We start from the raw sequence: 23,238 nt of genomic DNA, 5'->3' as shown, positions 1-23,238 counted from the left end.
CTTTTGGAGGGTTTTCTTTGGCTTATTTTTAGAAATAGGGGCAAAATAGGAGCAGTCAAATCAAACCACGTACGAAAGTGGCCAAGCTACAATAACCCAACCCATAACAAAAAGAATAAAAGTCAGGTACTGTCAGGGGGTAGGCGGTTTGAAGTATTCTTTGGCCCTTATTGTTCGAATTCTTTTTCATGGTCACATAACATGTTGTGTTTGAATTAATAACAGATGGCTCTGTTTTTCGAATATTATTAAGAAAACTTTTGGACTGCTCTGCTATTCTATTGAAAAAGAAGGAGGAAAGTCTATGTTTGTATTTGCCTTTCCAGGTATGGGGAAAACGACTCTTGCTAAGAAATATAGCAGAGTGGTGGACTTAGAGATGTCCGATATAAAATACGATAATAGTAGTGTACAGCATTTGAGTAAGGAAGAACAAAAATCAACGAAGCGTCCTTTAAAGGATAAGCGCTATAAAACAATCTATGTGGATAAAGCATTTAGTCTCCACGAGGATGGAAAAGTTGTTTTAGTAGCACTGAATTTTTTAGCCAGAATGCTAGTTGCAATGATAGTACGTGGTGGGGTCTTGTTTCATATTTTCATTCCACATCCGTTTTTAAAAGAGGAATATCGGCAACGCTATATTTCTAGAGGAAACAACCAACGCTTTATCTTTGAGGTTATGTTTATTTGGTACATCGCTTTGATTCCACTGTATATGCTAGCTAAGCTATTTCCCTACTGGATTACTGTAACACACGCTGGAGAGACCCTAGAGGATTATTGTAAACGCGAAAATTTCATAGAATTTTTAAGAAAACCCAAAATTACGCAAACCATTTCATGAAAATGAATGAAAATTGATAAATTCCTTGAAAAATACCTGATAAAGCGTTATCATATTATGGTATACAAATGGAGGAAAAACATGACACATATTACATTTGATTATTCAAAAGTCTTAGGCCAATTTGTTGGTGCACAAGAAGTTGACTATATGCAACCACAGGTTACATTGGCTGACCAAATGCTTCGTCAAGGTACAGGTCCTGGTAGCGACTTTATTGGCTGGTTGGATTTGCCAGAAAACTATGACAAAGAAGAATTTGCTCGTATCAAGAAAGCAGCAACTAAGATCCAAAATGAAAGTGAAGTTTTGGTGGTTATTGGTATCGGTGGTTCATACCTTGGTGCCAAAGCAGCGATTGACTTTTTAAGCAATTCTTTTGCTAATTTGCAAACTCGTGAAGAACGCAAAGCGCCACAAATCCTTTACGCTGGAAATTCTATCTCATCAAGCTACCTTGCTGACTTGGTTGACTACGTGGCGGATAAAGATTTCTCTGTTAACGTGATTTCTAAATCAGGTACAACAACAGAGCCTGCGATTGCTTTCCGTGTCTTTAAAGAATTGCTTGTGAAAAAATACGGTCAAGAAGAAGCTAATAACCGTATCTATGCTACAACAGATAAAGCCAAAGGTGCTGTAAAAGTGGAAGCAGATGCAAATGGTTGGGAAACTTTTGTTGTTCCAGATAACGTCGGTGGACGCTTCTCAGTATTGACAGCAGTTGGACTTTTGCCAATCGCAGCATCTGGTGCAGATATTGATGCTCTTATGGAAGGTGCAAATGCTGCCCGTACGACATTCACATCTGATAAAATTGCTGAAAACCAAGCATATCAATATGCTGCAGTGCGTAACATTCTTTACAGAAAAGGTTATGTAACAGAAATCTTAGCTAACTACGAACCATCGCTTCAATACTTCAGTGAATGGTGGAAACAGTTGGCTGGTGAATCAGAAGGTAAGGATCAAAAAGGTATCAATCCAACATCTGCTAACTTCTCAACAGACTTGCACTCTCTTGGACAATTTATCCAAGAAGGAAACCGCAACATCTTTGAAACAGTTGTTCGTGTTGACAAACCTAGAAAAAATATTCTTATCCCTGAAATGGAAGAAGACCTTGATGGTCTTGGCTACTTGCAAGGAAAAGACGTTGACTTTGTAAACAAAAAAGCAACAGATGGTGTGCTTCTTGCTCACACAGATGGTGGCGTACCAAACATGTTTGTGACTCTTCCACAACAAGATGAGTTCACACTTGGTTACACCTTCTACTTCTTTGAATTGGCTATTGCTATCTCTGGTTACCTCAATGCTATCAACCCATTTGACCAACCAGGTGTAGAAGCCTACAAGAAAAATATGTTTGCTCTTCTTGGTAAACCAGGATTTGAAGAACTTGGTGCAGAATTGAACGCACGTTTGTAAGAAAACCGAACTGATCGGAAACGGTCAGTTTTTCTTTACTTATTAAATGTGGTAGAATAGAGTCTATGAAAAATGAATTTTTTGTAGTGGGTGATGTCCATGGAGAGTTTGAGCTCCTACTAGATATTTTAAAGAAATGGGATGAAGAGCGACAAACGCTAATTTTTCTGGGAGATTTGATTGACCGTGGAGAAAATTCAAAGGCCTGTTTAGAACTGGTTTGGCAGTTGGTTCGCGAAAAGGAAGCTATCTGTCTGACAGGTAACCATGAACGTATGTTTTTAGCTTGGTTGCGGGATCCCTTGGAACGCTATGATCATTACCGGAGGAATGGTGGCGATACGACCATTAATTCTCTTCTTGGGCGTCCCTTGGATACACCTGTGGATGGCTTAATCGATGCCAATGCGGTGATGGAACAATACGAAGAATTGATCAACTTTGTCAAAACATGCCCTTACCATGTAGAAACCGAGCACTATATTTTCGTTCATGCGGGTGTGGATCTGACCTTGCCTGATTGGCGAAAAACTAGTAATCATGATAAGGTTTGGTTACGCACCCCTTTCCATGAGGCTGAAAATACCACAGGAAAAATGATTGTCTTTGGACATACACCTGTGTATAACCTCTTTCAAACTCAACTTCGCATTAGTCAAATTTGGACTAGCCCAGATGGTAAAATTGGGATTGATGGCGGAGCTGTTTACGGCGGAGTTCTCCATGGAATTGTACTGGATGATACTGGTCTGGTAAAAGATAATATTATAGGTGCTATATATCCAAGGAAACATACGAGTGATTAAGAAAACAAAATTTCCCCAAATTTTCTGAAAATTTTGATATAATAGAAAAAATATTATTTTTAGATTGGAATCATTATGACTGCACAAAAAATGACTGCACAAGAAATCATTGCCTTTATCGCTAATGCGGTGAAAAAAACAACTGTGAAAGTAACTTTTGAAGGGGAATTGGCTGGTCCTGTTCCTGCAGAAGTGACAAAACTTGGCAATGTCCTCTTCGGTGACTGGAAAGACGTCGAGCCACTTTTGACAAACTTGACTGAAAATGTAGACTACGTGGTTGAGCAAGACGGCCGCAATTCAGCTGTGCCCTTGTTGGACAAACGGAACATCAATGCTCGTATTGAACCAGGTGCAATTATTCGCGACCAAGTGACGATTGGCGATAATGCCGTTATCATGATGGGTGCCATTATCAACATCGGTGCAGAAATCGGTCCAGGAACTATGATTGATATGGGTGCTATTCTCGGTGGCCGTGCAACGGTTGGTAAGAACAGCCACATCGGTGCAGGTGCGGTCCTTGCTGGTGTCATCGAGCCAGCTTCTGCAGATCCAGTTCGTGTTGGTGACAATGTCTTGGTTGGTGCCAATGCTGTTGTTATCGAAGGTGTGCAAATCGGTAGTGGCTCTGTTGTCGCAGCGGGTGCCATTGTGACCCAAGATGTACCTGAAAACGTTGTGGTTGCAGGTGTACCAGCCCGCATCATCAAGGAAATCGATGAGCAAACCCAACAAAAAACAGCCTTGGAAGAGGCTTTGCGGACACTCTAAGAGGTAGCTATGCTAGATTTAATTGCAACACGGCGGGCCCTCCACCAGATTCCAGAGCTGGGCATGGAGGAGTTCAAGACCCATGCCTTTCTTATGGAAACTATAGAGGGGTTGCTTCAAGACTGCTCTTTTTCCCAAGTTCGCACGTGGGAGACGGGTATCTTGGTTTATCTGACAGGATCTGCTCCTCAAAAAACGATTGGTTGGCGGACGGATATTGACGGTCTGCCAATTGTGGAGGAAACGGGCCTGGACTTCAAGTCCCTCCAACCAGACCGGATGCACGCCTGCGGACATGATTTCCACATGACCATTGCCTTGGGGCTTTTGGAGAAAATGGCAGAGCAGCAACCGAAAAATAACCTACTCTTCTTGTTTCAGCCTGCAGAGGAAAATCTAGCAGGTGGCATGCTTATGTATGAAGCGGGAGCTTTTGGGGATTGGTTACCAGATGAATTTTATGGGCTCCATGTCCGACCAGATCTCAAAGTTGGTCAAATGGCCACCAACCGTGCGACCCTCTTTGCTGGGACCTGTGAGGTCAAGATACGGTTTACAGGAAAGGGTGGTCACGCAGCATTTCCCCATACCGCCAATGACGCCTTGGTGGCAGCCAGCTACTTTGTGACCCAAGTTCAGTCAGTGGTGAGTCGAAATGTCGACCCAATCGAGGGAGCTGTGGTGACCTTCGGCTCCATGCACGCGGGAACGACCAACAACGTTATTACCGAAACAGCCTTTTTGCATGGCACCATTCGGGCCTTGACCCAGAGTATGAGCCTCTTGGTGCAAAAACGAGTGCGTGAAATAGCAGAAGGAATTGCTCTGTCCTTTGGAGTAGACTTGGAGATCGAACTTAATCCTAGCGGTTATCTGCCTGTGGAGAACAATCCTCAGTTGGCGGATGAACTAATGACTTATTTTGAACAGGTTGATGGTGTGGAAATGATTGACTGTCCACCTGCCATGACGGGTGAAGACTTTGGCTACCTGCTCAACAAGGTTCCAGGTGTTATGTTCTGGCTGGGTGTGGATACGCCTTATCCCCTTCACAATCCTCGTCTCAGTCCCAAAGAGGAAGTGCTTCCCTTTGCTGTGGATAAGTTGAGCGATTTTTTGAAAACGAAAGCAAATTAGACTGGGTTTTCCAGTCTTTTTCTGAAAGAAAAGGAGTTTCTGTGGATAAAAAAGAAATTCGGAAAGAAGTGCTAGGGACTTTGCAAGGACTAACGAGTAGTCAACGAGCAAGATGGAGTCAGCAACTAACAGAAAGGCTCCTTTCTTCTGACACCTATAAGTGCTCAAAGTCGCTTGGGACCTACCTTTCTATGGGACATGAGTTCGATACTAGTTACTTGATTGAACAGGCTCAAAAGGATGGAAAATGCATTTTCATTCCTAAAACCTATTCACAAGGACGCATGGATTTTGTAGAATATAATCCTGATGATTTGGTTAAAACAAGGTTTGGAGTTTGGGAACCTGGGACTTATTCACAATCTGTGGATAAGTCTGTGATTAACTGGATTCATGTCCCTGGATTGGCATGGAATCAAGTAGGGTTTCGGGTTGGCTATGGGGCAGGGTTTTATGACCGCTACTTGTCAGATTATCAGGGGGAGACGGTATCGACCTTGAGCTCTTTCCAGTTATATGATTTTGAACACCAGACATTTGATATCCCAGTAAAGGAGTTGTTGATTTTTGAAGAATCTTTTTGATAAGCGCTACCCTGTGACCAATGGCTTGTTGGCAGTTACGGCTCTTGTTTTTCTATTTATACAAATATTTCGCTTTGGGCAGACCACTACAGCCTATACGATTTTTGAATTCGGTGGTATGTATGGTGAAGTAGTGCGTTATGATCCGACTCAGTTGTGGCGCTTGGTTTCACCTGTTTTTGTCCACATTGGTTGGGAGCATTTTCTATTCAATGGTATTACTTTACTTGGTTTAGGTTATCAATTAGAAGGGCTTTTTGGGTCCCGGAGGTTCTTTCTTCTCTATCTATTATCTGGTATTATGGGGAACCTTTTTGTTCTCTTCTTTACACCAGATGTGGTTGGCGCAGGTGCGTCGACCTCGCTCTTTGGCTTATTTGCAGCCATGGCCCTTTTGAGAAAATTTAGCCGTAGCCCTTATTTACAAGTTCTTGGCCAACGTTACATGCTTCTTCTAGGACTGAACTTGGTATTAGGCCTTTTTACCCCATCCATTAGCATGGCGGGACATATTGGAGGAGCGATTGGTGGTTGTTTAGTCGTTATTTTTTTACCGCCGCTTACAGAGAAAAATTTATTTACTGGGAAACAGGTTTTTTACAGTTTCATTGGTTATTTGGGTTTGTTTGCTTTGCTACTGGGCGTATTCTATTTCATGTAAAAAAAACTAGCGGATGCTAGTTTTTAAGAGAAGTCGTTAGAATTGTTTTCTGACGGCTTTTTCATTTGAAGATAAAGAATTGTAACTATCCAATCTTTTTCAGGAATTTTTGCTGAGCTGTTGGAATAGATTAATGAAGAAGAAGTAGATAATGACGACTAAGAATAGCTGTAGAGAGAAGACACGTTGGACTCCTTCGGTCAAATTTTGGCTACTATTTGCAAGGACAGAAGCAATAGCTGTTCCTAAAGCACCTGCAAATTGTTGCATCATTTGAAAAATAGCTGTGGCATCTGCTTTCTTTTCTTGAGGCAATGTGGATACTGAAACGACCAGGGTATTGTTAAATGCCATGTTTCTTCCAAAGGTGAATACAATATAGGTTGCTGCCAAACTGAAGAGTGTCAATGTTACAGTGAATAAGGCCATGATAGAAAGAGCTATGGTAAATAATTTATTCCCAATATATAGTGAAGGTTTTGGTCCTTTTAAATCATAGAATGTGCCAAAAACAGGGGCTAGGATGGCTCCCAAAAGAGTACCTGGCAGTAATGAGAATCCTGCTAGAGTGGAACTTGCCCCTTCGCTACAATTAAAAAGTTTGGGATAATAAAGTTTGAACCTAAATTAGCAAATTGATAAATAAAGAAGGGAATTAAACCAAGCCAAACGGTTGGTACTTTCAAGACACGAATATCAAGAAATGGTTTAGGGATAGTCAGACTTCGATGGATAAATGCGGCCAAGCTAAGGATGAATACAGTTAAATATATCCAATTTATTTTACCTTCTTCTAGACTTGTAATTGCTAGAAGCGACGTAATTAGCGCAAGAGCTAACAGTATGAAGGACGAAATATCAAAAGGACGTTTCTCACTTTTTTGGCTATTTTCTATGTAGAGATGGTTTAGAACAAAACAGATAAGAGGGACGGGTAGGATAAAGATGAAAATCTATTGCCAGGGAAGGCGTGCAATCATAAAACCGCCATAGGTAGGGCCGAAAGCAGGTGCTAAACTCATAATCAGACCGCCGATCCCCATATAGGTTCCAATTTTTTGAGGAGGAATTCGGTCTAAAATGAGAATGAACATCAATGCCATTCCAATCCCAGTTCCTAATCCTTGTAAGGCGCGTCCTACGATCATGATGGAGAAGCTAGGGGTTGCAAATGCCAAGATTGTGTCCGATGTGAACAGAATGAGAGAGGCATTTAAAATAGTTTTTTCTTTAACATTTTGCTGCAAAGTAGCACTGACAGTCATTGATATTGCAACAGCTAAAAGGTAGATGGTTGTAATCCATTGGAGACTTGACAGTGGCAAGTGATAAACTTTTTGTTTGGTAGGAATGTCACATTCATACTCGTTTCTGAAAGAATACCTGAAAATCCTAGCAGAGCGGTGGCAACAATGGACATGGTTGTGTTTCTGGAAACAGTGTCATTCATTGGGAGAATCCTTCCGTTTCTATTCATTAAAAAAGGGTAGCACGAAGTTGGCTACCACCTTTGCAATCCAATAGTGTTGACTATTTGGAATTTGACGTTATTTTTTTGGTTTATCTAACTGTTTACCTAATTCAATGAGGTATTGTTTCAAGTCATCTTTAACCTGAGGATGTTGCAAAGCATAATCGATAGTTGTTTTGATGAAACCGAACTTGTCACCAACATCGTATCGGTTACCTTTAAATTCGCGGGCAAATACACGTTGCGTTTTGTTTAGTGTATCAATGGCATCAGTCAGTTGAATCTCATTACCTGCACCTGGTTTTTGGTTTTCTAAAATTCCAAAAATTTCAGGTGTAAGTAAGTAACGACCGATGATAGCAAGATCAGAAGGAGCATCTTCAGGTTTTGGTTTTTCCACAAATGTATCTACGCTGTATAGACCATTGATGCCTTCTCCTTGAGGGGCAATGACACCGTAGGCAGAAACTTCTTCATGAGGGACACGCATAACAGCAATCGTTGAAGCATGTATTTGTTCGTAGTCGTTCATCAATTGCTTGGTCAATGGTACAGCTTTTGTATCTGTGATGTCCATTACGTCATCACCCAGCATAACGACAAATGGTTCGTTCCCTACAAATGCTTTGGCTTGAAGAACTGCATCTCCGAGTCCACGTGGGTGGCTTTGACGAATGAAGTGGAGACGAATCCCTGTTGTTTCATCAACAAGTTTCAACAAATCATTCTTACCTTTTTCTTTAAGGTTGAATTCCAATTCAAAATTTGAATCGAAATGATCCTCGATAGAACGTTTTGATTTACCAGTTACAACTAAGATATCTTCAATACCAGAACGAAGTGCTTCTTCAACGATAAATTGAATAGTAGGTTTGTCCACAATCGGTAGCATTTCTTTGGCGAGTGCTTTTGTTGCTGGAAGGAAACGTGTTCCCAATCCTGCAGCAGGGATGACTGCTTTTCTAACTTTTTTCATAGTTCATATATTCCTTTGTGCAATTATTTTCAACTAAAAGAATTAGTGCCATTCATTTTCATGGCGGAACTCACCGGTCATGATTTCCTTAATGGCATCCTCAATATTAGCTCCTTGGTAGATGACCTTGTAGATCGCTTGAGTTATTGGCATATAGACACCTAGTTCTTGTGCTAATTCATAGGCAGCTTTGGTTGTCGAAATTCCTTCGATAACCATCCCCATATTGCGCTCAACGTCCTCCAGTTTTTCGCCACGACCGAGCTGGTCACCGGCTCTCCAGTTACGTGAATGGACAGATGTACCGGTAACAATTAAATCACCGACACCAGAAAGGCCACTATAAGTTAAAGGATTAGCCCCCATAGCAACGCCAAGACGTGTGATTTCAGTTAAACCACGGGCGATAATGGCTGCCTTGGCATTGTCTCCATAGCCCAAACCATGTAAGGCACCCGCACCAACTGCGATAATGTTTTTCAGAGCACCTGCTGTTTCTACACCAATGACATCATTATTAGTATAAAGGCGGAAGTAACGATTACTAAATAGGTTTTGAACGTAGGTTGCTACCTTCATATCTTTTGATGCGGCAGAAATCAGTGTTAAATCACGAACGATTGTTTCTTCTGCATGGCTAGGACCTGATACAACTACGATTTCGGAACGAAGTTGTGCTGGAATTTCTTCTTCTAAAACCTCAGACAAACGTTTGTGACTATCAGGTTCCAATCCTTTAGAGGCATGCATGATAACGACTTTGTGTTTGAGCACTTGCGCAACTTGTTTCGCCACCAGTCGAGTTACCTTGGTTGGGACAACAAAAAGAACAGCATCAACTCCGTCAAGAGTCTCTGATAGGTCTTTGTATGCCTTAATTTTTTCATCTAGAACAATATTTTTAAAATATCGAGTATTCGTATGTTTTTCATTGATTTCATCAATTTGTTCGGAAATATTTCCCCAAATACGTACCTCATGTCCATTATCGTTTAAGACTTGAGAGAGAGCTGTTCCCCATGATCCAGGACCAAGAACGGCAATTTTTTGTTTTTCCATGACCTCTCCTTGCATAGATTGTTACTAATATTATATCACAAGTAGGTATATTCTCACAGAAAAATCATTGGCTGACTTTAATTCAATTGTTGTGCAATTATGGTGGTTCATTTGGGAGAGCCTCAAACAGGAGGGATGGTAATATGAGGTGGAAGAGAGTGAGGAATGTACGGAAAATGAAGAACGAATTACTTCTAGAAAGTCAAATTGTATTGCAATAAATTGGAATTAGAGGAAGACATAACCGAGTCCTATTTTAAACGTAGTATAAAAAATAGATTTTGATAAAGGTTGTTAAAGCCAGTATAAACGAAATGGAAGAATATAAAATATAAATCTTTTTTTTGCTGTTTTTCAGTTCTATGGGATCACTTTTTCAAATTAATGAAAAAAAGAGAGCAGTAGACTTGACATTAGTTCTCTTAGGAACTATAATAATCAGCGTGCTAACAAAAAAAGGAGGGTTCTTGATGTCACATATGGCAGACTTACGACATGTTTTTCATCAGTTAGAATACTTGAGTGAAAAGATTGCAAAACACTATGGTGTTGAGCATTTGGCTGGTCCGCAGGGTCATGTCTTACACTTTTTAGGTGATCATATGGATAAGGAAATTTTTGTAAAGGATATTGAAACTGAATTGAAAATATCTAAGTCTGTCGCCAGTAACTTGGTTAAGCGTATGGAAAAAAATGGCTTTGTTCAAATCATTCCATCTGTGGTAGATAAGCGTTTTAAGCAAGTTGTTTTGACACCATTGGGTCAAGAGAAGTTGCAACCATTAAGGGACTGGCACCAAGAAATGTCGGAATCACTTTTTACGGGAATCCCTCGGGAAGATTTCCAATCAATGATTCGGCTGATTCATCAGCTGAAGGAGAATATTAAACAGTATAAGGAGAATAATGATGTTTAAAAATGCAATTCTACGCTACAAGTGGCATGCATTGACATCGCTTGTGCTAACATCCATTGTTGTTATTACAACACTTTTGCAACCAAGTTATCTCAAAGATGTCTTGACGGCAGTTTTGTTAAATGATCAAGATGAGATTTTTCGGGTTGGGAAAATTCTTTTAGTGATTGCCGGAATTGGTTTGCTTGCTGGACTCGCAAATACAATTATTGCAGCAAAAATTGCCCAAGGAGTATCTGCGGATATTCGAGAAAATACCTTCCGAAAAATTCAAAGTTTTTCATATGCAAATATCGAAGAGTTTAATGCTGGTAATTTAGTTGTCCGAATGACAAATGATGTTACGCAAATTCAAAACCTGACCATGATGCTTTTCACTATTTTATTACGCGTGCCGTTGCTATTTATCGGGGCATTTATTATGGCTGTAAGAACCCTACCAGAACTTTGGTGGATGATCATTGTCATGGTGATTTTGATTGTAGCCATTATGGCCATTGTGATGGGACAAATGGGACCACGTTTTGGAAAATTTCAAACTTTGATGGATCGTATGAATAGCATTGTCAAGGAAAATCTTCGTGGTATTCGGGTGGTAAAATCATTTGTTCAAGAAAAAAATCAATACGATAAATTCAAAGAAGTTTCTAATGAACTTCTGGATTTAAATATTTTTATTGGATATGGTTTTTCAATTCTACAACCATTGATGATGTTTATTTCCTACATGGCTATCTTTGCATCTCTCTATCTTGTTTCAGGGATGGTAGATACAAATTTAGAAGTGGTTGGGGGATTCACTTCATTTATGAGTTACCTGATGCAAATCATGTTCGCAATCGTTATGACGAGCTTTATGGGAATGCAGGCATCTCGTGCAGCTATTTCGATTAAACGGATTGCGGAAGTCTTAAATACCGAACCAGCTATGACCTTTGTAGATGTTCCAGACGAAGAATTAAATGGAAGTATTGTTTTTGATAATGTAACATTTACGTATCCACATGATACAGAGCCGACATTAAAAAATATTTCATTTGAGATTGAGCCAGGACAGATGGTTGGCGTCGTTGGTGCTACAGGTGCAGGTAAATCAACTTTAGCACAACTGATTGCTCGTCTCTTTGATCCACAAGAAGGGAGAATCTTTATTGGTGGTCGTGATGTTAAGGAAGTCAATAAAAATACCCTTCGCAATACGGTCTCGATTGTATTACAAAAGGCTATTCTTTTCTCTGGAACAATTGCGGACAACCTGCGACAGGGTGCTCCAGGAGCAGACTTACTCCGCTTAGAACGCGCAGCGGGGATTGCTCAAGCAAAAGAATTTATAGATCGCCTAGATGAAACCTATGAAAGTAAAGTCGAGGAACGGGGGAATAACTTCTCTGGGGGTCAAAAACAAAGGATTTCGATTGCACGTGGTGTGATTGGTGAGCCGAAGGTACTTGTTTTGGATGATTCGACTTCAGCCTTAGACGCCAAATCTGAGAAGTTGGTTCAAGAGGCTTTAAACCATGAATTAAAAGCGACAACAACGGTCATTGTTGCACAGAAAATTTCATCAGTGATTAAAGCAGATAAAATCCTTGTACTTGACGAAGGACGTCTAATTGGGGAAGGGACCCACGCTGAACTGGTAGCAAATAATGCTGTTTACCGCGAAATATATGAAACTCAGAAAGGGAGAGAAGAATAGATGAAGACTTTACGTTTTTTCTGGTTTTATTTTAAACGCTATAAATTGTCTTTTGCTGTTATTTTTCTGGCAATCGTGGCAGCTACTTATTTACAAGTAAAAAGTCCGGTTTTGCTTGGGGATGCGATTGCAGAGATGGGCAAAATAGGTCAAAGCTATGCTGTTGCTAAGCAAATGGGACAAATTGGTTTTGAAGCGGACTACTCAGATTTTAATAGTATTATGTCCAAACTCTTTCTAGCCTATGCTATGACAGTTATTGCCAACTTAATTTACAGTTTGCTCTTTACTCGTATTATTGCCGACTCTACTAGCCGTATGAGAAAGGGTCTTTTTGGAAAATTAGAACGATTGACTATTGCGTTTTTTGATCGCCATAAAGATGGTGATATCCTTTCTCGCTTTACCTCTGATTTGGATAATATTCAAAATACTTTCAACCAATCATTGACACAGGTTATGACCAACGTAGCCTTATACATTGGTTTGATTATCATGATGTTCCGACAGGATGTTCGATTGGCTTTAGTGACGATAGCTTCAACACCAGTTGCCTTACTTGCTTTAATAGTAATCATTCGTTTGGCACGAAAATATACCAATCTTCAGCAAGTTGCAGTTTCCAAATTAAATGCCTACATGGATGAAAAAATTTCTGGTCAAAAAGCGATTATCGTCCAAGGTGTCCAAGAAGAAACCATTGATGGCTTTTTAGAGCTTAATGAGGAAGTTCGTCGTACCACCTTTAAAGGTAGATTATTTGGGGGTATCTTATTCCCATTTATGAACGGGATGAGCTTGGTTAACACTGCGATTGTTATTTTTGTAGGTTCAACTATAGTCCTTAATGATAGTTCGTTAGAGGCGGCCGCTGCACTAGGTTTGGTTGTTACCTTTGTTCAATATTCTCAACAGTATTATCAACCAATGTTGCAGATTGCTTCAAGTTGGGCAGAGCTACAGTTGGCTTTCACTGGTGCTCACCGGGTTCAAGAAATGTTTGATGAGACCGAAGAGGTTCGCCCTCAAAATGCACCCTTGTTTACCGAATTAAAGGAAGGTGTTGAGATTAAGAATATCGATTTTGGTTATTTACCAGGTCAAAAAGTGCTCAATAAAGTTTCTATCTCGGCACCTAAAGGGAAAATGATAGCCGTTGTTGGTCCAACAGGGTCAGGTAAGACAACAATCATGAACCTTATTAATCGTTTTTATGATGTAAATAGTGGAAGCGTAGAGTTTGACGGCCGTGATATTCGTGAATATGATTTGGATAGTTTGCGAAATAAAGTCGGTATTGTATTGCAGGAATCAGTGCTTTTCTCTGGTACTATTGCGGATAATATTCGATTTGGTAATGATGATATTTCACAAGAAATGGTTGAAACTGCCGCACGTGCTACCCACATTCATGATTTCATTATGAGTTTGCCAGAAGGGTATGACACTTATGTAACGGATGATGAAAATGTATTTTCAACAGGTCAGAAACAGTTGATTTCCATTGCCCGTACATTGTTGACAGATCCACAAGTATTGATTCTGGATGAAGCAACGTCTAACGTTGATACCGTGACTGAAGCTAAAATTCAAAAAGCTATGGAGGCCATTATTGCAGGACGGACCAGCTTCGTCATTGCCCACCGTCTTAAAACCATTCTAAATGCAGATGAAATCATTGTATTAAAAGATGGTCAAGTCATTGAACAAGGAAACCATAGTGAGTTACTCAAACTCAATGGCTTCTATGCTGAACTCTATCATAACCAGTTTGTGTTTGAATAATATATAGAAAAATAAACAGCCAAGATAAGCAGACCACAATCCTTAAACGTTTAGGACGTGGTTTATCTTGGCTGTTTTTGTGGTAGGCTTACTGCTCAATATGGTTGGTTTTGGTTTGATTGAGCCAAGCGTAGGCGATACCGATAAAGAGACCGGCTCCGAGCCAATTTCCAAAAAAGACCACAATCCATTGACGAAGGATATTGCTCATATTGAAAGCTTCGACATTGCTTCGAGTAGCGTTAAAAGCTAGGAGCATGAAAGATGCGAAATTGGCGACCAGATGCTCATTGATGAGGAAAACGAACATAAAAATGGAGGAAATGATGACAAAGAACTTAGCAGACTGTTCTTTGATGAGCATGAAACCAAGGATTGCCATATTTACAAACATATTAGCCGTGATTCCTTCAATAAAATTGCTCCAGTCAGATTTTCCAAGTTTGATGGTAACGGCATTGACGACAAAGCTCTTATCAGAGAGATTGAGGTAGGAGAAGGACTGATTGAAGAGCCAGGCTAGAATAGTAGCGCCTACAAAGTTAAAGAAAGTACAGTATAGCAGCATCTGTGTCACTTTTTTCCAGGTAATTTGCTTATAGTAGGTACCAGTTGTGAGATACATCATGTTAGATGTGGCTAATTCACCACCAAAAATAAGAACAAAAACCAGCCCAATAGCAAAGATGAAGGTAAAGACAAAGCGCGACAAACTTGGAAATTGACTGGCAATAACGTCTGCTCCGATAATACCGACAGCTGTTGACATAGTCAGGTAGGCTCCTGCATACATAGAACGCAAGGCATAGCGGCCTAGACTTTCGTCAAAAAGGGCTTCTTTTTTTGAAACTGCAGCTGAAATTTTTTCTTGAAACGGTGACATAGGAACTCCTTGTGAAATAATTGTCAATGTTTTGTTTGAAAAATATAGTGGGAAGAGTTCTTCCCACTATATGTGAACGATTAGTGAGCGGATGCACCAGAATCTGCATCTGTCGTTGTGGAAGTAGCAGAGGTACTACCAGCATCTGATGCACCAGAGGTTGCGTCAACATGTGCAGGAGCTGCGGCAGTTCCCGAACCACCAACCAAGCGTTGACCAGTAGCTTCAAGATACCAATCTAGCCATGGTTTGAAATTAAAGATAATTTCATTGATACCAGCGTAGGATCCGTCAGGATAGTACATAGCTTGGTAGTTGTGGGTGTTGATAATTTCAGCAGGGGTACCGGGTACAATGGTACGAACATATTCCTGGTTACCATTACGCAAGGTACCGACAACCCATTCAACATTCTTCATGCGGGCAGGAGGTAGCGTACCGTGGACAGTTGACAGGCGATTTCCTACTTGAGCAGGTACCCGTTTACCCAACATGGTATCAGGTTCTTGGTGCTTATTGTTGTAGTAGAGGAACTGGTTATTATCATCTGCATAGGTCAATTCAAATGGCATCGCATTGAGGAACATATTGAGCTGGTTAACAGTCAACAGACCTTTGTCCAGTTTAACATAGGTGTCTCCCTCAACTGCGTTAACCAATTTAGAAGCCTTTTCTAGCCAATCTGGATCATCGGGATCCACACCAGTGATGGTTGTTGCGATTGGTTTGGTACAGTCTAAATCTTCTGGTGCGATTGGTTTTGGTTTTTTCAATTTAGATACAACACCGACATACTTGTTTAGATACAACACCGACATACTTGATAAAGTTGTCTAGACAGCTTTCTAAGAATTTCACGGTGCCTTCATTGATGATATTGCCCTTATCGTCAAAAGCTTCTTTGGCCTTACCAAGGAGGAATTCATTACCTGGTAGTGTGTAAGCATTGACGCCTGGTGCATCTAAAATTTTCCGTAGGTGAACTTGGGCACGAGAAGTTCCTTGATCGTAGTAAGATGCCCCGACAATCATAACTGGTTTATTTTCGAATGGGTGCAAATTAAAGCTGAACCATTCCAGAGTACTCTTAAGGGCAGGGGTAATGGTATGATTGTGCTCAGGGGTAGCAATAATGACCCCGTCAGCACGGGTGATTTTGTTGTAAAGGTATTGAATTGCAAAACAATCAGACTGGTCTTCGTCCTGATTGAACATTGGAACATCTTTGATTTCCAAAAGTTCTAGTTCAAACTTCACTTTAAAGTGGCGTTGAATGAATTGCAATAGCATGCGGTTATAAGATTGTTCTGCATTTGATCCAACAATTCCGACAAATTTCATAGTATATTCCTCTCTTACAGGTTTTCCCAATCGAAGTTTTCAGCTTCTTTTTGGAGTATTTTTTTTGCGTTAGACAGCTTGTTAGTCATAGTGACAAAGAGGCGGAAGTCATCAAAGATGGCATCCAGTTTTTGACTAGTTTCTAAATCAATGAGCTCCCCATTGGCATCAAAGGCTTGCAAGGAATGTGACAATAAAAATTCATCTGGTAAGACAGTGGCCTTGAGTTCAGGAGCGTTGAGAATTTGACGTAACTGTAGTTGGGCACGAGAGGAACCAAGTGTTCCATAAGAAGCACCAGTTATCATAACTGGTTTGTTTAAGAGTGGATAGACACCGTATGATACCCAAGCAAGGGCATTCATAAGGACAGCTGGAATAGAGTGGTCATATTCGGGAGTTCCGATGATGACTCCGTCAGCAGCCTCAATTTTTGCGACCAATTCTTTGACAATTTCTGGTAATTCTCGATTGGCTGGTTTATTGAAGATTGGGAGTTCCTTGATTTCAACCAGTTCGATATCTGCCTTATCAGCGAAGTGTTGTTCAATGTACTGCAAGAGTTTGCGGTTGGTTGAGCGAGCGGAGTTTGTTCCGACCAGTCCTAGAAGTTTCATAGCGTCTTTTCTCTTTCCTAAATTTGGTATCTTTATCATACCCATTTATCCAATAAAATGCAAGCGTTCTCTGAAAATGTGATAAAATTTATTAAAAAATTCACGAGTTCTTTTGGTATAATATTAGTATGCAGAAAATATTCTATCTAGTATTTGGTTTTGTTAGTTTGATGGTTGGTGTTATTGGGATTGTTTTGCCGATAGTTCCGACAACCCCTCTTTTACTTTTAGCTGGTTTTTGCTTTGCGAGAAGTTCAAAAAGGTTTGAAAAATGGCTACGTAATACAAAAATTTATCAATTTTACGTATCTGATTACGTTGAGACCAAATCCATTTCCCGCAAACGAAAAAAGAAAATCATCTGGCAAATTTACTTACTCATGGCAATTTCTATCTGGCTGGCTCCTATTTTATTGGTCAAAATGGGACTGGGACTATTAACAATCTTCATCACTTACTATTTGTTTTGGGTCATACCGGAGAAATAAAGTCAGATTTGAGGGTTGAACATCGTCCTCAAGGATGGAAAAGTGATTGTGCAAGGCAACCATAGCCAGCTTCTCAAGCTCAACGGCCTCTACGCCGAACTCTACCACAACCAGTTTGTGTTTGAATAAAGTTGAAAACCCCAGCCACTAGGTTGGAGTTTTGCTTTTAGCCTGCGAATAAATTATAATAGAGAGCGTATTATGCATGAAGAAATTGAAGGGAAACTACTATGAAAATCCGTGGATTCGAACTGGTCAGCCAGTTTACAGATGAAAACTTATTGCCAAAACGTGAGACAGCTCATGCAGCAGGTTATGACCTGAAAGCTGCGGAGAGGGTCAGCTTGGAGCCAGGCGAGATTAAGCTGGTTCCAACAGGTGTAAAGGCCTATATGCAGGCCAACGAGGTCCTCTATCTCTACGACCGCTCGTCCAATCCTCGCAAGAAAGGCTTGGTTCTGATTAACTCGGTTGGAGTTATCGACGGCGACTACTACGGCAATCCAGCCAATGAAGGTCATATCTTTGCCCAGATGCGAAACATCACAGAAGAAACCGTTGTGGTGGAAGCTGGCGAGCGAATCGTACAGGCTGTTTTTGCCCCCTTCCTTTTGGCTGACGGCGACCAGGCCGACGGCGTTCGGACAGGTGGATTTGGCTCGACAGGGAAATAGACTACTATGCAGATTCTCTTTGTGCGGCATTCCGAGCCCAATTACAGTATGTTTGACTAGCATGATAATCTCCGGCTGTATGCAGGTTTTGGATGGGATTTGGCTCCTTTAACTGAAAAGGGGCGGACTTTAGCTCAGGAAATTGCTAGTAATCCTATCTTTTCCCAAGCTCAAGTAGTCGTCGCTTCAAGCGTCACAAGGGCCTTGGAAACTGCGACCTACGTTGCTCAAGCCCAGCAACTACCTCTTCGGTCGAACCCTTTTTTCATGAGTGGCGACCAGATATGACGGGGCAAAATGCCAGTCAAGATGAGGCTGTCTTGGCTCATCGATTATTTTTGGAAAATGGCGGAGCGGTTCCCGAGTCTTCTCCTGCTCGCTATGAGACTGCTGCGGAAATGAAAGAGCGATTTTTACAGGCCCCTGAAAAATACCAAGCCTATGACCGACTTGTTATCGTCTGTCACGATATGCTGACACGCCAGTTTGTTCCCAAAGTAACTTTAGCCTACTGCGAAATCCTAGAATACACTCTATAGGAGGAAATCATCATCGCTAAGAAAAAAACAACCTTTGTCTGCCAAAATTGTGAATACCATTCGCCCAAGTATCTGGGCCGTTGCCCCAACTGTGGCTCCTGGTCTAGCTTTGTCGAGGAAGTTGAAGTCGCTGAAGTCAAGAACGAGCGGGTTAGCCTGACAGGTGAGAAGACCCGTCCCATGAAACTCAATGAAGTTTCCTCCATTCAAGTGGCTCGCACTAAGACCAACATGGAGGAGTTCAACCGAGTCCTCGGTGGCGGTGTGGTGCCAGGGAGTCTGGTCCTGATCGGAGGCGATCCAGGGATTGGCAAATCCACCCTACTCTTGCAGGTTTCGACCCAGCTTTCGACCATTGGTACCGTCCTCTATGTGTCCGGGGAAGAGTCTGCCCAGCAGATTAAGTTGCGGGCGGAACGTTTGGGCGACATCGACAGCGAGTTCTATCTCTATGCGGAGACCAATATGCAGAGCATTCGGACCGAGATTGAAAAGATTAAGCCAGATTTCCTGATTATCGACTCTATCCAAACCATTATGAGTCCTGACATTTCTAGCGTACAAGGTTCTGTCAGTCAGGTCCGTGAAGTGACCAATGAACTTATGCAAATTGCCAAGACCAACAACATCGCAACCTTTATCGTGGGTCACATGACCAAGGAAGGAACCCTGGCTGGACCTCGGACCTTGGAGCATATGGTAGACACCGTTCTTTATTTTGAAGGCGAGCGGCAGCATACCTTTCGTATCTTGCGGGCGGTCAAAAACCGCTTTGGCTCCACCAACGAAATCGGCATTTTTGAAATGCAGTCACAGGGTTTGGTCGAAGTCCTCAATCCTAGTGAGGTCTTTCTGGAAGAGCGTTTGGACGGGGCGACAGGCTCTGCTATTGTCGTGACCATGGAGGGCACCCGCCCTATCCTTGCCGAAGTGCAGGCTCTGGTGACCCCGAGCATGTTTGGCAATGCCAAGCGGACCACGACAGGCTTGGACTTCAACCGTGCCAGCTTAATTATGGCGGTTTTGGAAAAACGGGCAGGCCTGCTCCTCCAAAACCAAGATGCCTACCTTAAGTCAGCTGGCGGTGTCAAACTGGATGAGCCAGCTATTGACCTGGCGGTCGCAGTTGCCCTTGCCTCCAGTTACAAAGATAAGCCAACCAACCCACAAGAGTGCTTTATAGGGGAGATTGGCCTGACAGGTGAAATCCGCCGTGTCAATCGGATTGAGCAACGGATTAACGAAGCCGCTAAATTGGGCTTTACCAAGGTCTATGCTCCTAAAAATTCCCTGACCGGTATCAAGGTGCCCAAGGAAATTACGGTTATCGGCGTGACAACAATTGGCGAAGTTCTGCAAAAAGTGTTTAACTAATAAAAATATTCGGGAGTAACAGATTGTCGCTCCTTTTTTTGCGACAAATACAAAAGAATGTGTTAAGCTAGAAGTAGTTATTGTCTGAAGATTTTAGAAATTCTCATTGATATAGGAGGAATTATGTCATATTTTGAACATTTTATGCAAGCTAATAAAGCGTATGTTGATTTACATGGAGATTATCACTTACCATTGCGTCCAAAGACTAGTGTGGCCATTGTAACTTGTATGGATTCACGTTTGCACGTAGCGCAGGCACTTGGTTTGGCACTAGGGGACGCGCACATTCTGCGGAATGCGGGTGGGCGAGTGACGGATGACATGATTCGTTCTTTAGTCATTTCCCAGCAACAAATGGGAACGCGTGAGATTGTTGTCCTACATCATACGGATTGTGGAGCTCAGACCTTTACGAATGAAGACTTTGCACGCCATATTCATAAGGAATTAGGTGTAGATGTAACTGGACAGGATTTCTTACCATTTACAGATGTAGAAGACAGCGTTCGTGAGGATATGGAATTGCTTCGTAAATCTCCACTAATTCCAGAGGATGTTGTTATCAACGGTGCTGTATATAACGTGGATACAGGTGTGATGACAGAAGTTAAATAATGCAGAGGGAATCTGGTTGCTCGGATTCCTTTATTTTTTTGTAAATATACTTGACACTTCTCCTGTTTAGCTGTAGAATTGTGTTACAGAAATAATACAACTGGAGTTAAAAATGATTTGGTTTGTTTTAGCTTGTTTTTGGTTTATTATAGCTATCTTGTGGTTAACAGGAACTTTTCGTAAAAAATAGGAGGCAACTATGTCAGACAATCGAATGAAATACACTATTGATAGTAATATGCAATTTCCTTTAGTAGAGATCGCTTTGGAAGCTGGTGAGTCAGCTTATATCCAGCAGGGAAGTATGGTTTACCACACGCCAAGCGTAACACTGAATACTAAGCTCAATGCGCGCAGTGGTTCTGGTTTTGGTAAACTCATGGGAGCTATCGGTCGTTCCATGGTATCAGGGGAATCCATGTTTATCACCCAAGCAGTTTCGAATAGTAATGACGGAAAAATAGCTTTGGCTCCTTCTACTCCTGGACAGGTCATTGCCTTAGAACTTGGAGCTCAACAATATCGCCTAAATGATGGTGCATTTCTTGCTCTTGATGGTTCTGCTCAGTATAAGATGGAACGTCAAAGTGTAGGTAAAGCTTTCTTTGGTGGTCAGGGTGGTCTCTTTGTTATGACCACTGACGGTTACGGTACTCTTTTAGCAAATGCCTTTGGTTCAATTAAGAAAATTGAGTTAACAGGTGGTAGTATTACAATTGATAATGCGCATGTCGTTGCTTGGAGCCGAGAGCTAGATTACAATATCCATATGGAAAATGGTTTCTTGCAATCAATTGGTACAGGTGAAGGGATTGTCAATACATTCTCGGGTTACGGTGAAATCTATGTACAAAGTTTGAATATTGAAACCTTTGCTCAAATTATCGGTAACCATATTGTCCGTACAGGTGGCGACGGTGGTGGTGGTAGCACATCACTTCTTGATGCGATTTTTTAAGAAGTTAATACTGAAATATCCAACATAAAAGTAAGTCCCTCGTGTAAAGCAAGGGATTTTTCTTTATTCATTTCTACCACTTACCTCCAATTTGTAACCACTTACTGAAATGTCCTTGTATTCCCCGAATTGCCTGTTATAATAGGAGTATCAAAAGTAAAGGAGGGTTTATGAAAGTTAGGATTGAATTTGATGACAGCTTAGATCAGGTTGAAGTAATCATTAGAGCGAGTCAACTTGCACCTGAAATAGAGCAAATCCAACAAGTTTTAGGACGATTGAATCGCCCCAGCTTAGTATTTTATAAGGGAACGAGTGAATTTTTCTTAAAACTGGAAGACCTGCTCTTTTTTGAAACGGATGGAAATAAGACGATTGGTCATACCAGAGATGATGCCTATGAAGTCAAGATGAAACTACATGAATTGGAAGACTGCCTTCCAGCGTATTTTTGTCGGGTTGCTAAATCAACGATTGCCAATGCTAGAGCTGTGTATTCATTGGATAAGTCTTTTTCAGGAACAAGTCGAATTTCCTTTCATAAAACCCATAAGGAAGTTCATGTGTCACGGCATTATTATCATTTGTTAAAAGAAAAATTACAAGAAGTGAGGTAGGGAGATGAAACGTCTTATTATAGGATACTTGGTTATAGGTTTGGCAGTCTTAGTACTGATAAGAGATACTTTAGGCTTTAATCTATCAATGCCTTTCTGGACAACTGTTTGGTATGTCATTACAGTTGTTACTGGATTTCATCGTCTGGTAAAATTGGATTGGCGTTCAAGTATTTTTTGCTTCGGCCTAGCATTTATCGCAGCAAATTCAGTTTATGAATGGGTTGGTTTTGGTACTTGGAATATGGTTCTTTCTCTAGGGTTGCTCTGCTTGGGATTGAACTTGATTTTTAAGCCAAAGAAAAAAAGAGCAATGAATGATGGACAAGAATTTGGTTCAGGAGTGATTGACGATAAGGGGCGTGATAAAGCTTTTGGTTCCTCGACTCGTTATATCCATGAGGAGAATTTTATTCATGACAGTGTTGATGTAGCTTTTGGCTCTAGTACTATTTATTTTGACCAAGCAGTGATTTTAGGAGATAAAGCCAGTTTTGAAATTAATGCAGCCTTCTCTTCACTGACATTATATTTGCCAGCTAACTGGCAAGCAATTGTGAAATTAGATAGTGCCTTATCAACCACCAATAATTATGCAAGCGAACCGGGTGAGAAAATCCTTCACATTACAGGTGATTTGGCTTTTTCAACCCTAACGATTTACTCAACGAAAGGTTAAGATGCTAGAGGAAAGTCAAATTTGGCTTCTCTGCAGAATAAATAGTCGGAATATTCTGGAAAATATTCAAAAAAAAGGGATTATCATGAAAAAGATTTTGAAAAACTCAACCTACTTATGGATATTGGCATCAGACATGTTGTCCAACTTTGGGGACGTGGTCTATTATCTGGCCTTTATGAACTATATTGCTCGTCCCAAACAGCCGGCTAGCGATGGCTATCGTAACCTTTTCGGAAACCTTCCCTAGCTTTATGGGGCTCTTTACAGGCTATCTGGCAGACTAAACGGTCAACAAGATTG

At 41.1% G+C, this 23,238-nt stretch carries 22 protein-coding genes and 3 pseudogenes; 19 read left to right on the top strand and 6 right to left on the bottom strand.

Annotation, left to right across the window (positions count from 1 at the left end; all coding sequences use genetic code 11):
• Positions 1 to 304 precede the first annotated feature (304 nt).
• From ACPC58_RS02300 to ACPC58_RS02270, 7 genes are all read left to right on the top strand, one after another.
• Positions 305 to 847 (top strand): hypothetical protein, encoded by a 543-nt coding sequence (locus ACPC58_RS02300; RefSeq protein ID WP_434065113.1) that lies wholly within the window; start codon positions 305 to 307, stop codon positions 845 to 847.
• An 81-nt stretch (positions 848 to 928) separates the two neighbouring features.
• Complete coding sequence (locus ACPC58_RS02295; RefSeq protein ID WP_130554236.1) at positions 929 to 2,278, top strand: glucose-6-phosphate isomerase; 1,350 nt, start codon at positions 929 to 931, stop codon at positions 2,276 to 2,278.
• A 65-nt stretch (positions 2,279 to 2,343) separates the two neighbouring features.
• Positions 2,344 to 3,084: a metallophosphoesterase gene (locus ACPC58_RS02290; protein ID WP_434065112.1), complete on the top strand. Its 741-nt coding sequence runs from the start codon at positions 2,344 to 2,346 to the stop codon at positions 3,082 to 3,084.
• 75 nt (positions 3,085 to 3,159) lie between these two features.
• Positions 3,160 to 3,858 carry a 2,3,4,5-tetrahydropyridine-2,6-dicarboxylate N-acetyltransferase gene (gene dapD / locus ACPC58_RS02285; RefSeq protein WP_217375128.1) on the top strand — a complete coding sequence of 233 codons (699 nt, stop codon included), beginning with the start codon at positions 3,160 to 3,162 and terminating at the stop codon, positions 3,856 to 3,858.
• 9 nt (positions 3,859 to 3,867) lie between these two features.
• Positions 3,868 to 4,995: an N-acetyldiaminopimelate deacetylase gene (locus ACPC58_RS02280; protein ID WP_171988986.1), complete on the top strand. Its 1,128-nt coding sequence runs from the start codon at positions 3,868 to 3,870 to the stop codon at positions 4,993 to 4,995.
• Between the two features lie 41 nt (positions 4,996 to 5,036).
• Positions 5,037 to 5,579 (top strand): 5-formyltetrahydrofolate cyclo-ligase, encoded by a 543-nt coding sequence (locus tag ACPC58_RS02275; RefSeq protein WP_277837274.1) that lies wholly within the window; start codon positions 5,037 to 5,039, stop codon positions 5,577 to 5,579.
• On the top strand, positions 5,563 to 6,240 hold the full coding sequence (locus tag ACPC58_RS02270) for a rhomboid family intramembrane serine protease (RefSeq protein ID WP_277844243.1): 678 nt from the start codon (positions 5,563 to 5,565) through the stop codon (positions 6,238 to 6,240). The genes ACPC58_RS02275 and ACPC58_RS02270 overlap by 17 nt, the downstream gene beginning before the upstream one ends.
• Positions 6,241 to 6,339: 99 nt before the next feature.
• Here ACPC58_RS02270 and ACPC58_RS02265 read toward each other — a convergent pair.
• From ACPC58_RS02265 to ACPC58_RS02255, 3 genes and pseudogenes are all read right to left on the bottom strand, one after another.
• A pseudogene (locus ACPC58_RS02265) lies at positions 6,340 to 7,690 on the bottom strand (MFS transporter).
• A 97-nt stretch (positions 7,691 to 7,787) separates the two neighbouring features.
• Positions 7,788 to 8,687, bottom strand: a complete 900-nt coding sequence (gene galU / locus ACPC58_RS02260; RefSeq protein WP_130554229.1) for a UTP--glucose-1-phosphate uridylyltransferase GalU — start codon at positions 8,685 to 8,687, stop codon at positions 7,788 to 7,790.
• A gap of 42 nt (positions 8,688 to 8,729) precedes the next feature.
• Positions 8,730 to 9,746: an NAD(P)H-dependent glycerol-3-phosphate dehydrogenase gene (locus tag ACPC58_RS02255; RefSeq protein ID WP_217374523.1), complete on the bottom strand. Its 1,017-nt coding sequence runs from the start codon at positions 9,744 to 9,746 to the stop codon at positions 8,730 to 8,732.
• Positions 9,747 to 10,216: 470 nt separating this feature from the next.
• Between ACPC58_RS02255 and ACPC58_RS02250 the strand changes: the two genes are divergently transcribed.
• The 3 genes from ACPC58_RS02250 to ACPC58_RS02240 are packed head-to-tail and all read left to right on the top strand — an operon-like array spanning position 10,217 to position 14,147.
• Complete coding sequence (locus tag ACPC58_RS02250) at positions 10,217 to 10,663, top strand: MarR family winged helix-turn-helix transcriptional regulator (protein ID WP_434065111.1); 447 nt, start codon at positions 10,217 to 10,219, stop codon at positions 10,661 to 10,663.
• Positions 10,656 to 12,362 carry an ABC transporter ATP-binding protein gene (locus ACPC58_RS02245; protein WP_277837412.1) on the top strand — a complete coding sequence of 569 codons (1,707 nt, stop codon included), beginning with the start codon at positions 10,656 to 10,658 and terminating at the stop codon, positions 12,360 to 12,362. The genes ACPC58_RS02250 and ACPC58_RS02245 overlap by 8 nt, the downstream gene beginning before the upstream one ends.
• The gene (locus tag ACPC58_RS02240) at positions 12,363 to 14,147 is read left to right on the top strand and encodes an ABC transporter ATP-binding protein (protein WP_217374525.1); all 1,785 of its coding nucleotides are present in this window, start codon (positions 12,363 to 12,365) and stop codon (positions 14,145 to 14,147) included.
• A gap of 88 nt (positions 14,148 to 14,235) precedes the next feature.
• On the opposite strand, the gene ACPC58_RS02235 is transcribed toward ACPC58_RS02240, so the two are convergent.
• From ACPC58_RS02235 to ACPC58_RS02225, 3 genes and pseudogenes are all read right to left on the bottom strand, one after another.
• Positions 14,236 to 15,030 (bottom strand): formate/nitrite transporter family protein, encoded by a 795-nt coding sequence (locus ACPC58_RS02235; RefSeq protein WP_130554224.1) that lies wholly within the window; start codon positions 15,028 to 15,030, stop codon positions 14,236 to 14,238.
• An 80-nt stretch (positions 15,031 to 15,110) separates the two neighbouring features.
• Positions 15,111 to 16,371, bottom strand: a pseudogene (locus ACPC58_RS02230) (NAD(P)H-dependent oxidoreductase).
• 14 nt (positions 16,372 to 16,385) lie between these two features.
• Positions 16,386 to 16,988, bottom strand: a complete 603-nt coding sequence (locus tag ACPC58_RS02225; protein WP_434065110.1) for an NADPH-dependent FMN reductase — start codon at positions 16,986 to 16,988, stop codon at positions 16,386 to 16,388.
• A 128-nt stretch (positions 16,989 to 17,116) separates the two neighbouring features.
• Between ACPC58_RS02225 and ACPC58_RS02220 the strand changes: the two genes are divergently transcribed.
• The 9 genes and pseudogenes from ACPC58_RS02220 (at position 17,117) to ACPC58_RS02180 (ending at position 23,185) form a co-directional block, all read left to right on the top strand.
• Positions 17,117 to 17,476, top strand: coding sequence for a YbaN family protein (locus ACPC58_RS02220; RefSeq protein ID WP_434065109.1), 360 nt, complete (start codon positions 17,117 to 17,119; stop codon positions 17,474 to 17,476).
• 230 nt (positions 17,477 to 17,706) lie between these two features.
• Positions 17,707 to 18,150: a dUTP diphosphatase gene (locus ACPC58_RS02215; RefSeq protein ID WP_024388517.1), complete on the top strand. Its 444-nt coding sequence runs from the start codon at positions 17,707 to 17,709 to the stop codon at positions 18,148 to 18,150.
• A 75-nt stretch (positions 18,151 to 18,225) separates the two neighbouring features.
• A pseudogene (locus ACPC58_RS02210) lies at positions 18,226 to 18,689 on the top strand (histidine phosphatase family protein).
• A gap of 6 nt (positions 18,690 to 18,695) precedes the next feature.
• Complete coding sequence (gene radA / locus ACPC58_RS02205) at positions 18,696 to 20,063, top strand: DNA repair protein RadA (protein WP_130554220.1); 1,368 nt, start codon at positions 18,696 to 18,698, stop codon at positions 20,061 to 20,063.
• Positions 20,064 to 20,186: 123 nt separating this feature from the next.
• The gene (locus ACPC58_RS02200) at positions 20,187 to 20,681 is read left to right on the top strand and encodes a beta-class carbonic anhydrase (protein ID WP_130554219.1); all 495 of its coding nucleotides are present in this window, start codon (positions 20,187 to 20,189) and stop codon (positions 20,679 to 20,681) included.
• 199 nt (positions 20,682 to 20,880) lie between these two features.
• Positions 20,881 to 21,639 carry a TIGR00266 family protein gene (locus ACPC58_RS02195; RefSeq protein WP_434065108.1) on the top strand — a complete coding sequence of 253 codons (759 nt, stop codon included), beginning with the start codon at positions 20,881 to 20,883 and terminating at the stop codon, positions 21,637 to 21,639.
• Positions 21,640 to 21,809: 170 nt separating this feature from the next.
• The gene (locus tag ACPC58_RS02190; RefSeq protein WP_434065107.1) at positions 21,810 to 22,256 is read left to right on the top strand and encodes a LytTR family DNA-binding domain-containing protein; all 447 of its coding nucleotides are present in this window, start codon (positions 21,810 to 21,812) and stop codon (positions 22,254 to 22,256) included.
• Between the two features lie 4 nt (positions 22,257 to 22,260).
• The gene (locus ACPC58_RS02185; RefSeq protein ID WP_434065106.1) at positions 22,261 to 22,935 is read left to right on the top strand and encodes a LiaF transmembrane domain-containing protein; all 675 of its coding nucleotides are present in this window, start codon (positions 22,261 to 22,263) and stop codon (positions 22,933 to 22,935) included.
• Between the two features lie 85 nt (positions 22,936 to 23,020).
• Positions 23,021 to 23,185: a hypothetical protein gene (locus tag ACPC58_RS02180; RefSeq protein WP_242616080.1), complete on the top strand. Its 165-nt coding sequence runs from the start codon at positions 23,021 to 23,023 to the stop codon at positions 23,183 to 23,185.
• Positions 23,186 to 23,238: the final 53 nt, after the last annotated feature.

Origin of the sequence: Streptococcus sp. VTCC 12905, from assembly GCF_049893385.1 — a bacterium.
In the GTDB taxonomy this organism is placed as follows: domain Bacteria; phylum Bacillota; class Bacilli; order Lactobacillales; family Streptococcaceae; genus Streptococcus; species Streptococcus suis_AA.
The sequence above is the reverse complement of the archived record's forward strand: the minus strand, read 5'-3'. Positions and strand labels throughout refer to the sequence as shown.

What these genes read in the sequence shown, in the direction of transcription:
- ACPC58_RS02300 (WP_434065113.1), top strand. Translation starts at nt 305, where the DNA reads ATGTTTGTATTTGCCTTTCCAGGTATGGGGAAAACGACTCTTGCTAAG.
- ACPC58_RS02295 (WP_130554236.1), top strand. Translation starts at nt 929, where the DNA reads ATGACACATATTACATTTGATTATTCAAAAGTCTTAGGCCAATTTGTT.
- ACPC58_RS02290 (WP_434065112.1), top strand. Translation starts at nt 2,344, where the DNA reads ATGAAAAATGAATTTTTTGTAGTGGGTGATGTCCATGGAGAGTTTGAG.
- dapD (WP_217375128.1), top strand. Translation starts at nt 3,160, where the DNA reads ATGACTGCACAAAAAATGACTGCACAAGAAATCATTGCCTTTATCGCT.
- ACPC58_RS02280 (WP_171988986.1), top strand. Translation starts at nt 3,868, where the DNA reads ATGCTAGATTTAATTGCAACACGGCGGGCCCTCCACCAGATTCCAGAG.
- galU (WP_130554229.1), bottom strand. Translation starts at nt 8,687, where the DNA reads ATGAAAAAAGTTAGAAAAGCAGTCATCCCTGCTGCAGGATTGGGAACA.
- ACPC58_RS02255 (WP_217374523.1), bottom strand. Translation starts at nt 9,746, where the DNA reads ATGGAAAAACAAAAAATTGCCGTTCTTGGTCCTGGATCATGGGGAACA.
- ACPC58_RS02250 (WP_434065111.1), top strand. Translation starts at nt 10,217, where the DNA reads ATGTCACATATGGCAGACTTACGACATGTTTTTCATCAGTTAGAATAC.
- ACPC58_RS02245 (WP_277837412.1), top strand. Translation starts at nt 10,656, where the DNA reads ATGTTTAAAAATGCAATTCTACGCTACAAGTGGCATGCATTGACATCG.
- ACPC58_RS02240 (WP_217374525.1), top strand. Translation starts at nt 12,363, where the DNA reads ATGAAGACTTTACGTTTTTTCTGGTTTTATTTTAAACGCTATAAATTG.
- ACPC58_RS02235 (WP_130554224.1), bottom strand. Translation starts at nt 15,030, where the DNA reads ATGTCACCGTTTCAAGAAAAAATTTCAGCTGCAGTTTCAAAAAAAGAA.
- ACPC58_RS02225 (WP_434065110.1), bottom strand. Translation starts at nt 16,988, where the DNA reads ATGAAACTTCTAGGACTGGTCGGAACAAACTCCGCTCGCTCAACCAAC.
- ACPC58_RS02220 (WP_434065109.1), top strand. Translation starts at nt 17,117, where the DNA reads ATGCAGAAAATATTCTATCTAGTATTTGGTTTTGTTAGTTTGATGGTT.
- ACPC58_RS02215 (WP_024388517.1), top strand. Translation starts at nt 17,707, where the DNA reads ATGAAAATCCGTGGATTCGAACTGGTCAGCCAGTTTACAGATGAAAAC.
- ACPC58_RS02200 (WP_130554219.1), top strand. Translation starts at nt 20,187, where the DNA reads ATGTCATATTTTGAACATTTTATGCAAGCTAATAAAGCGTATGTTGAT.
- ACPC58_RS02195 (WP_434065108.1), top strand. Translation starts at nt 20,881, where the DNA reads ATGTCAGACAATCGAATGAAATACACTATTGATAGTAATATGCAATTT.
- ACPC58_RS02190 (WP_434065107.1), top strand. Translation starts at nt 21,810, where the DNA reads ATGAAAGTTAGGATTGAATTTGATGACAGCTTAGATCAGGTTGAAGTA.
- ACPC58_RS02185 (WP_434065106.1), top strand. Translation starts at nt 22,261, where the DNA reads ATGAAACGTCTTATTATAGGATACTTGGTTATAGGTTTGGCAGTCTTA.
- ACPC58_RS02180 (WP_242616080.1), top strand. Translation starts at nt 23,021, where the DNA reads ATGAAAAAGATTTTGAAAAACTCAACCTACTTATGGATATTGGCATCA.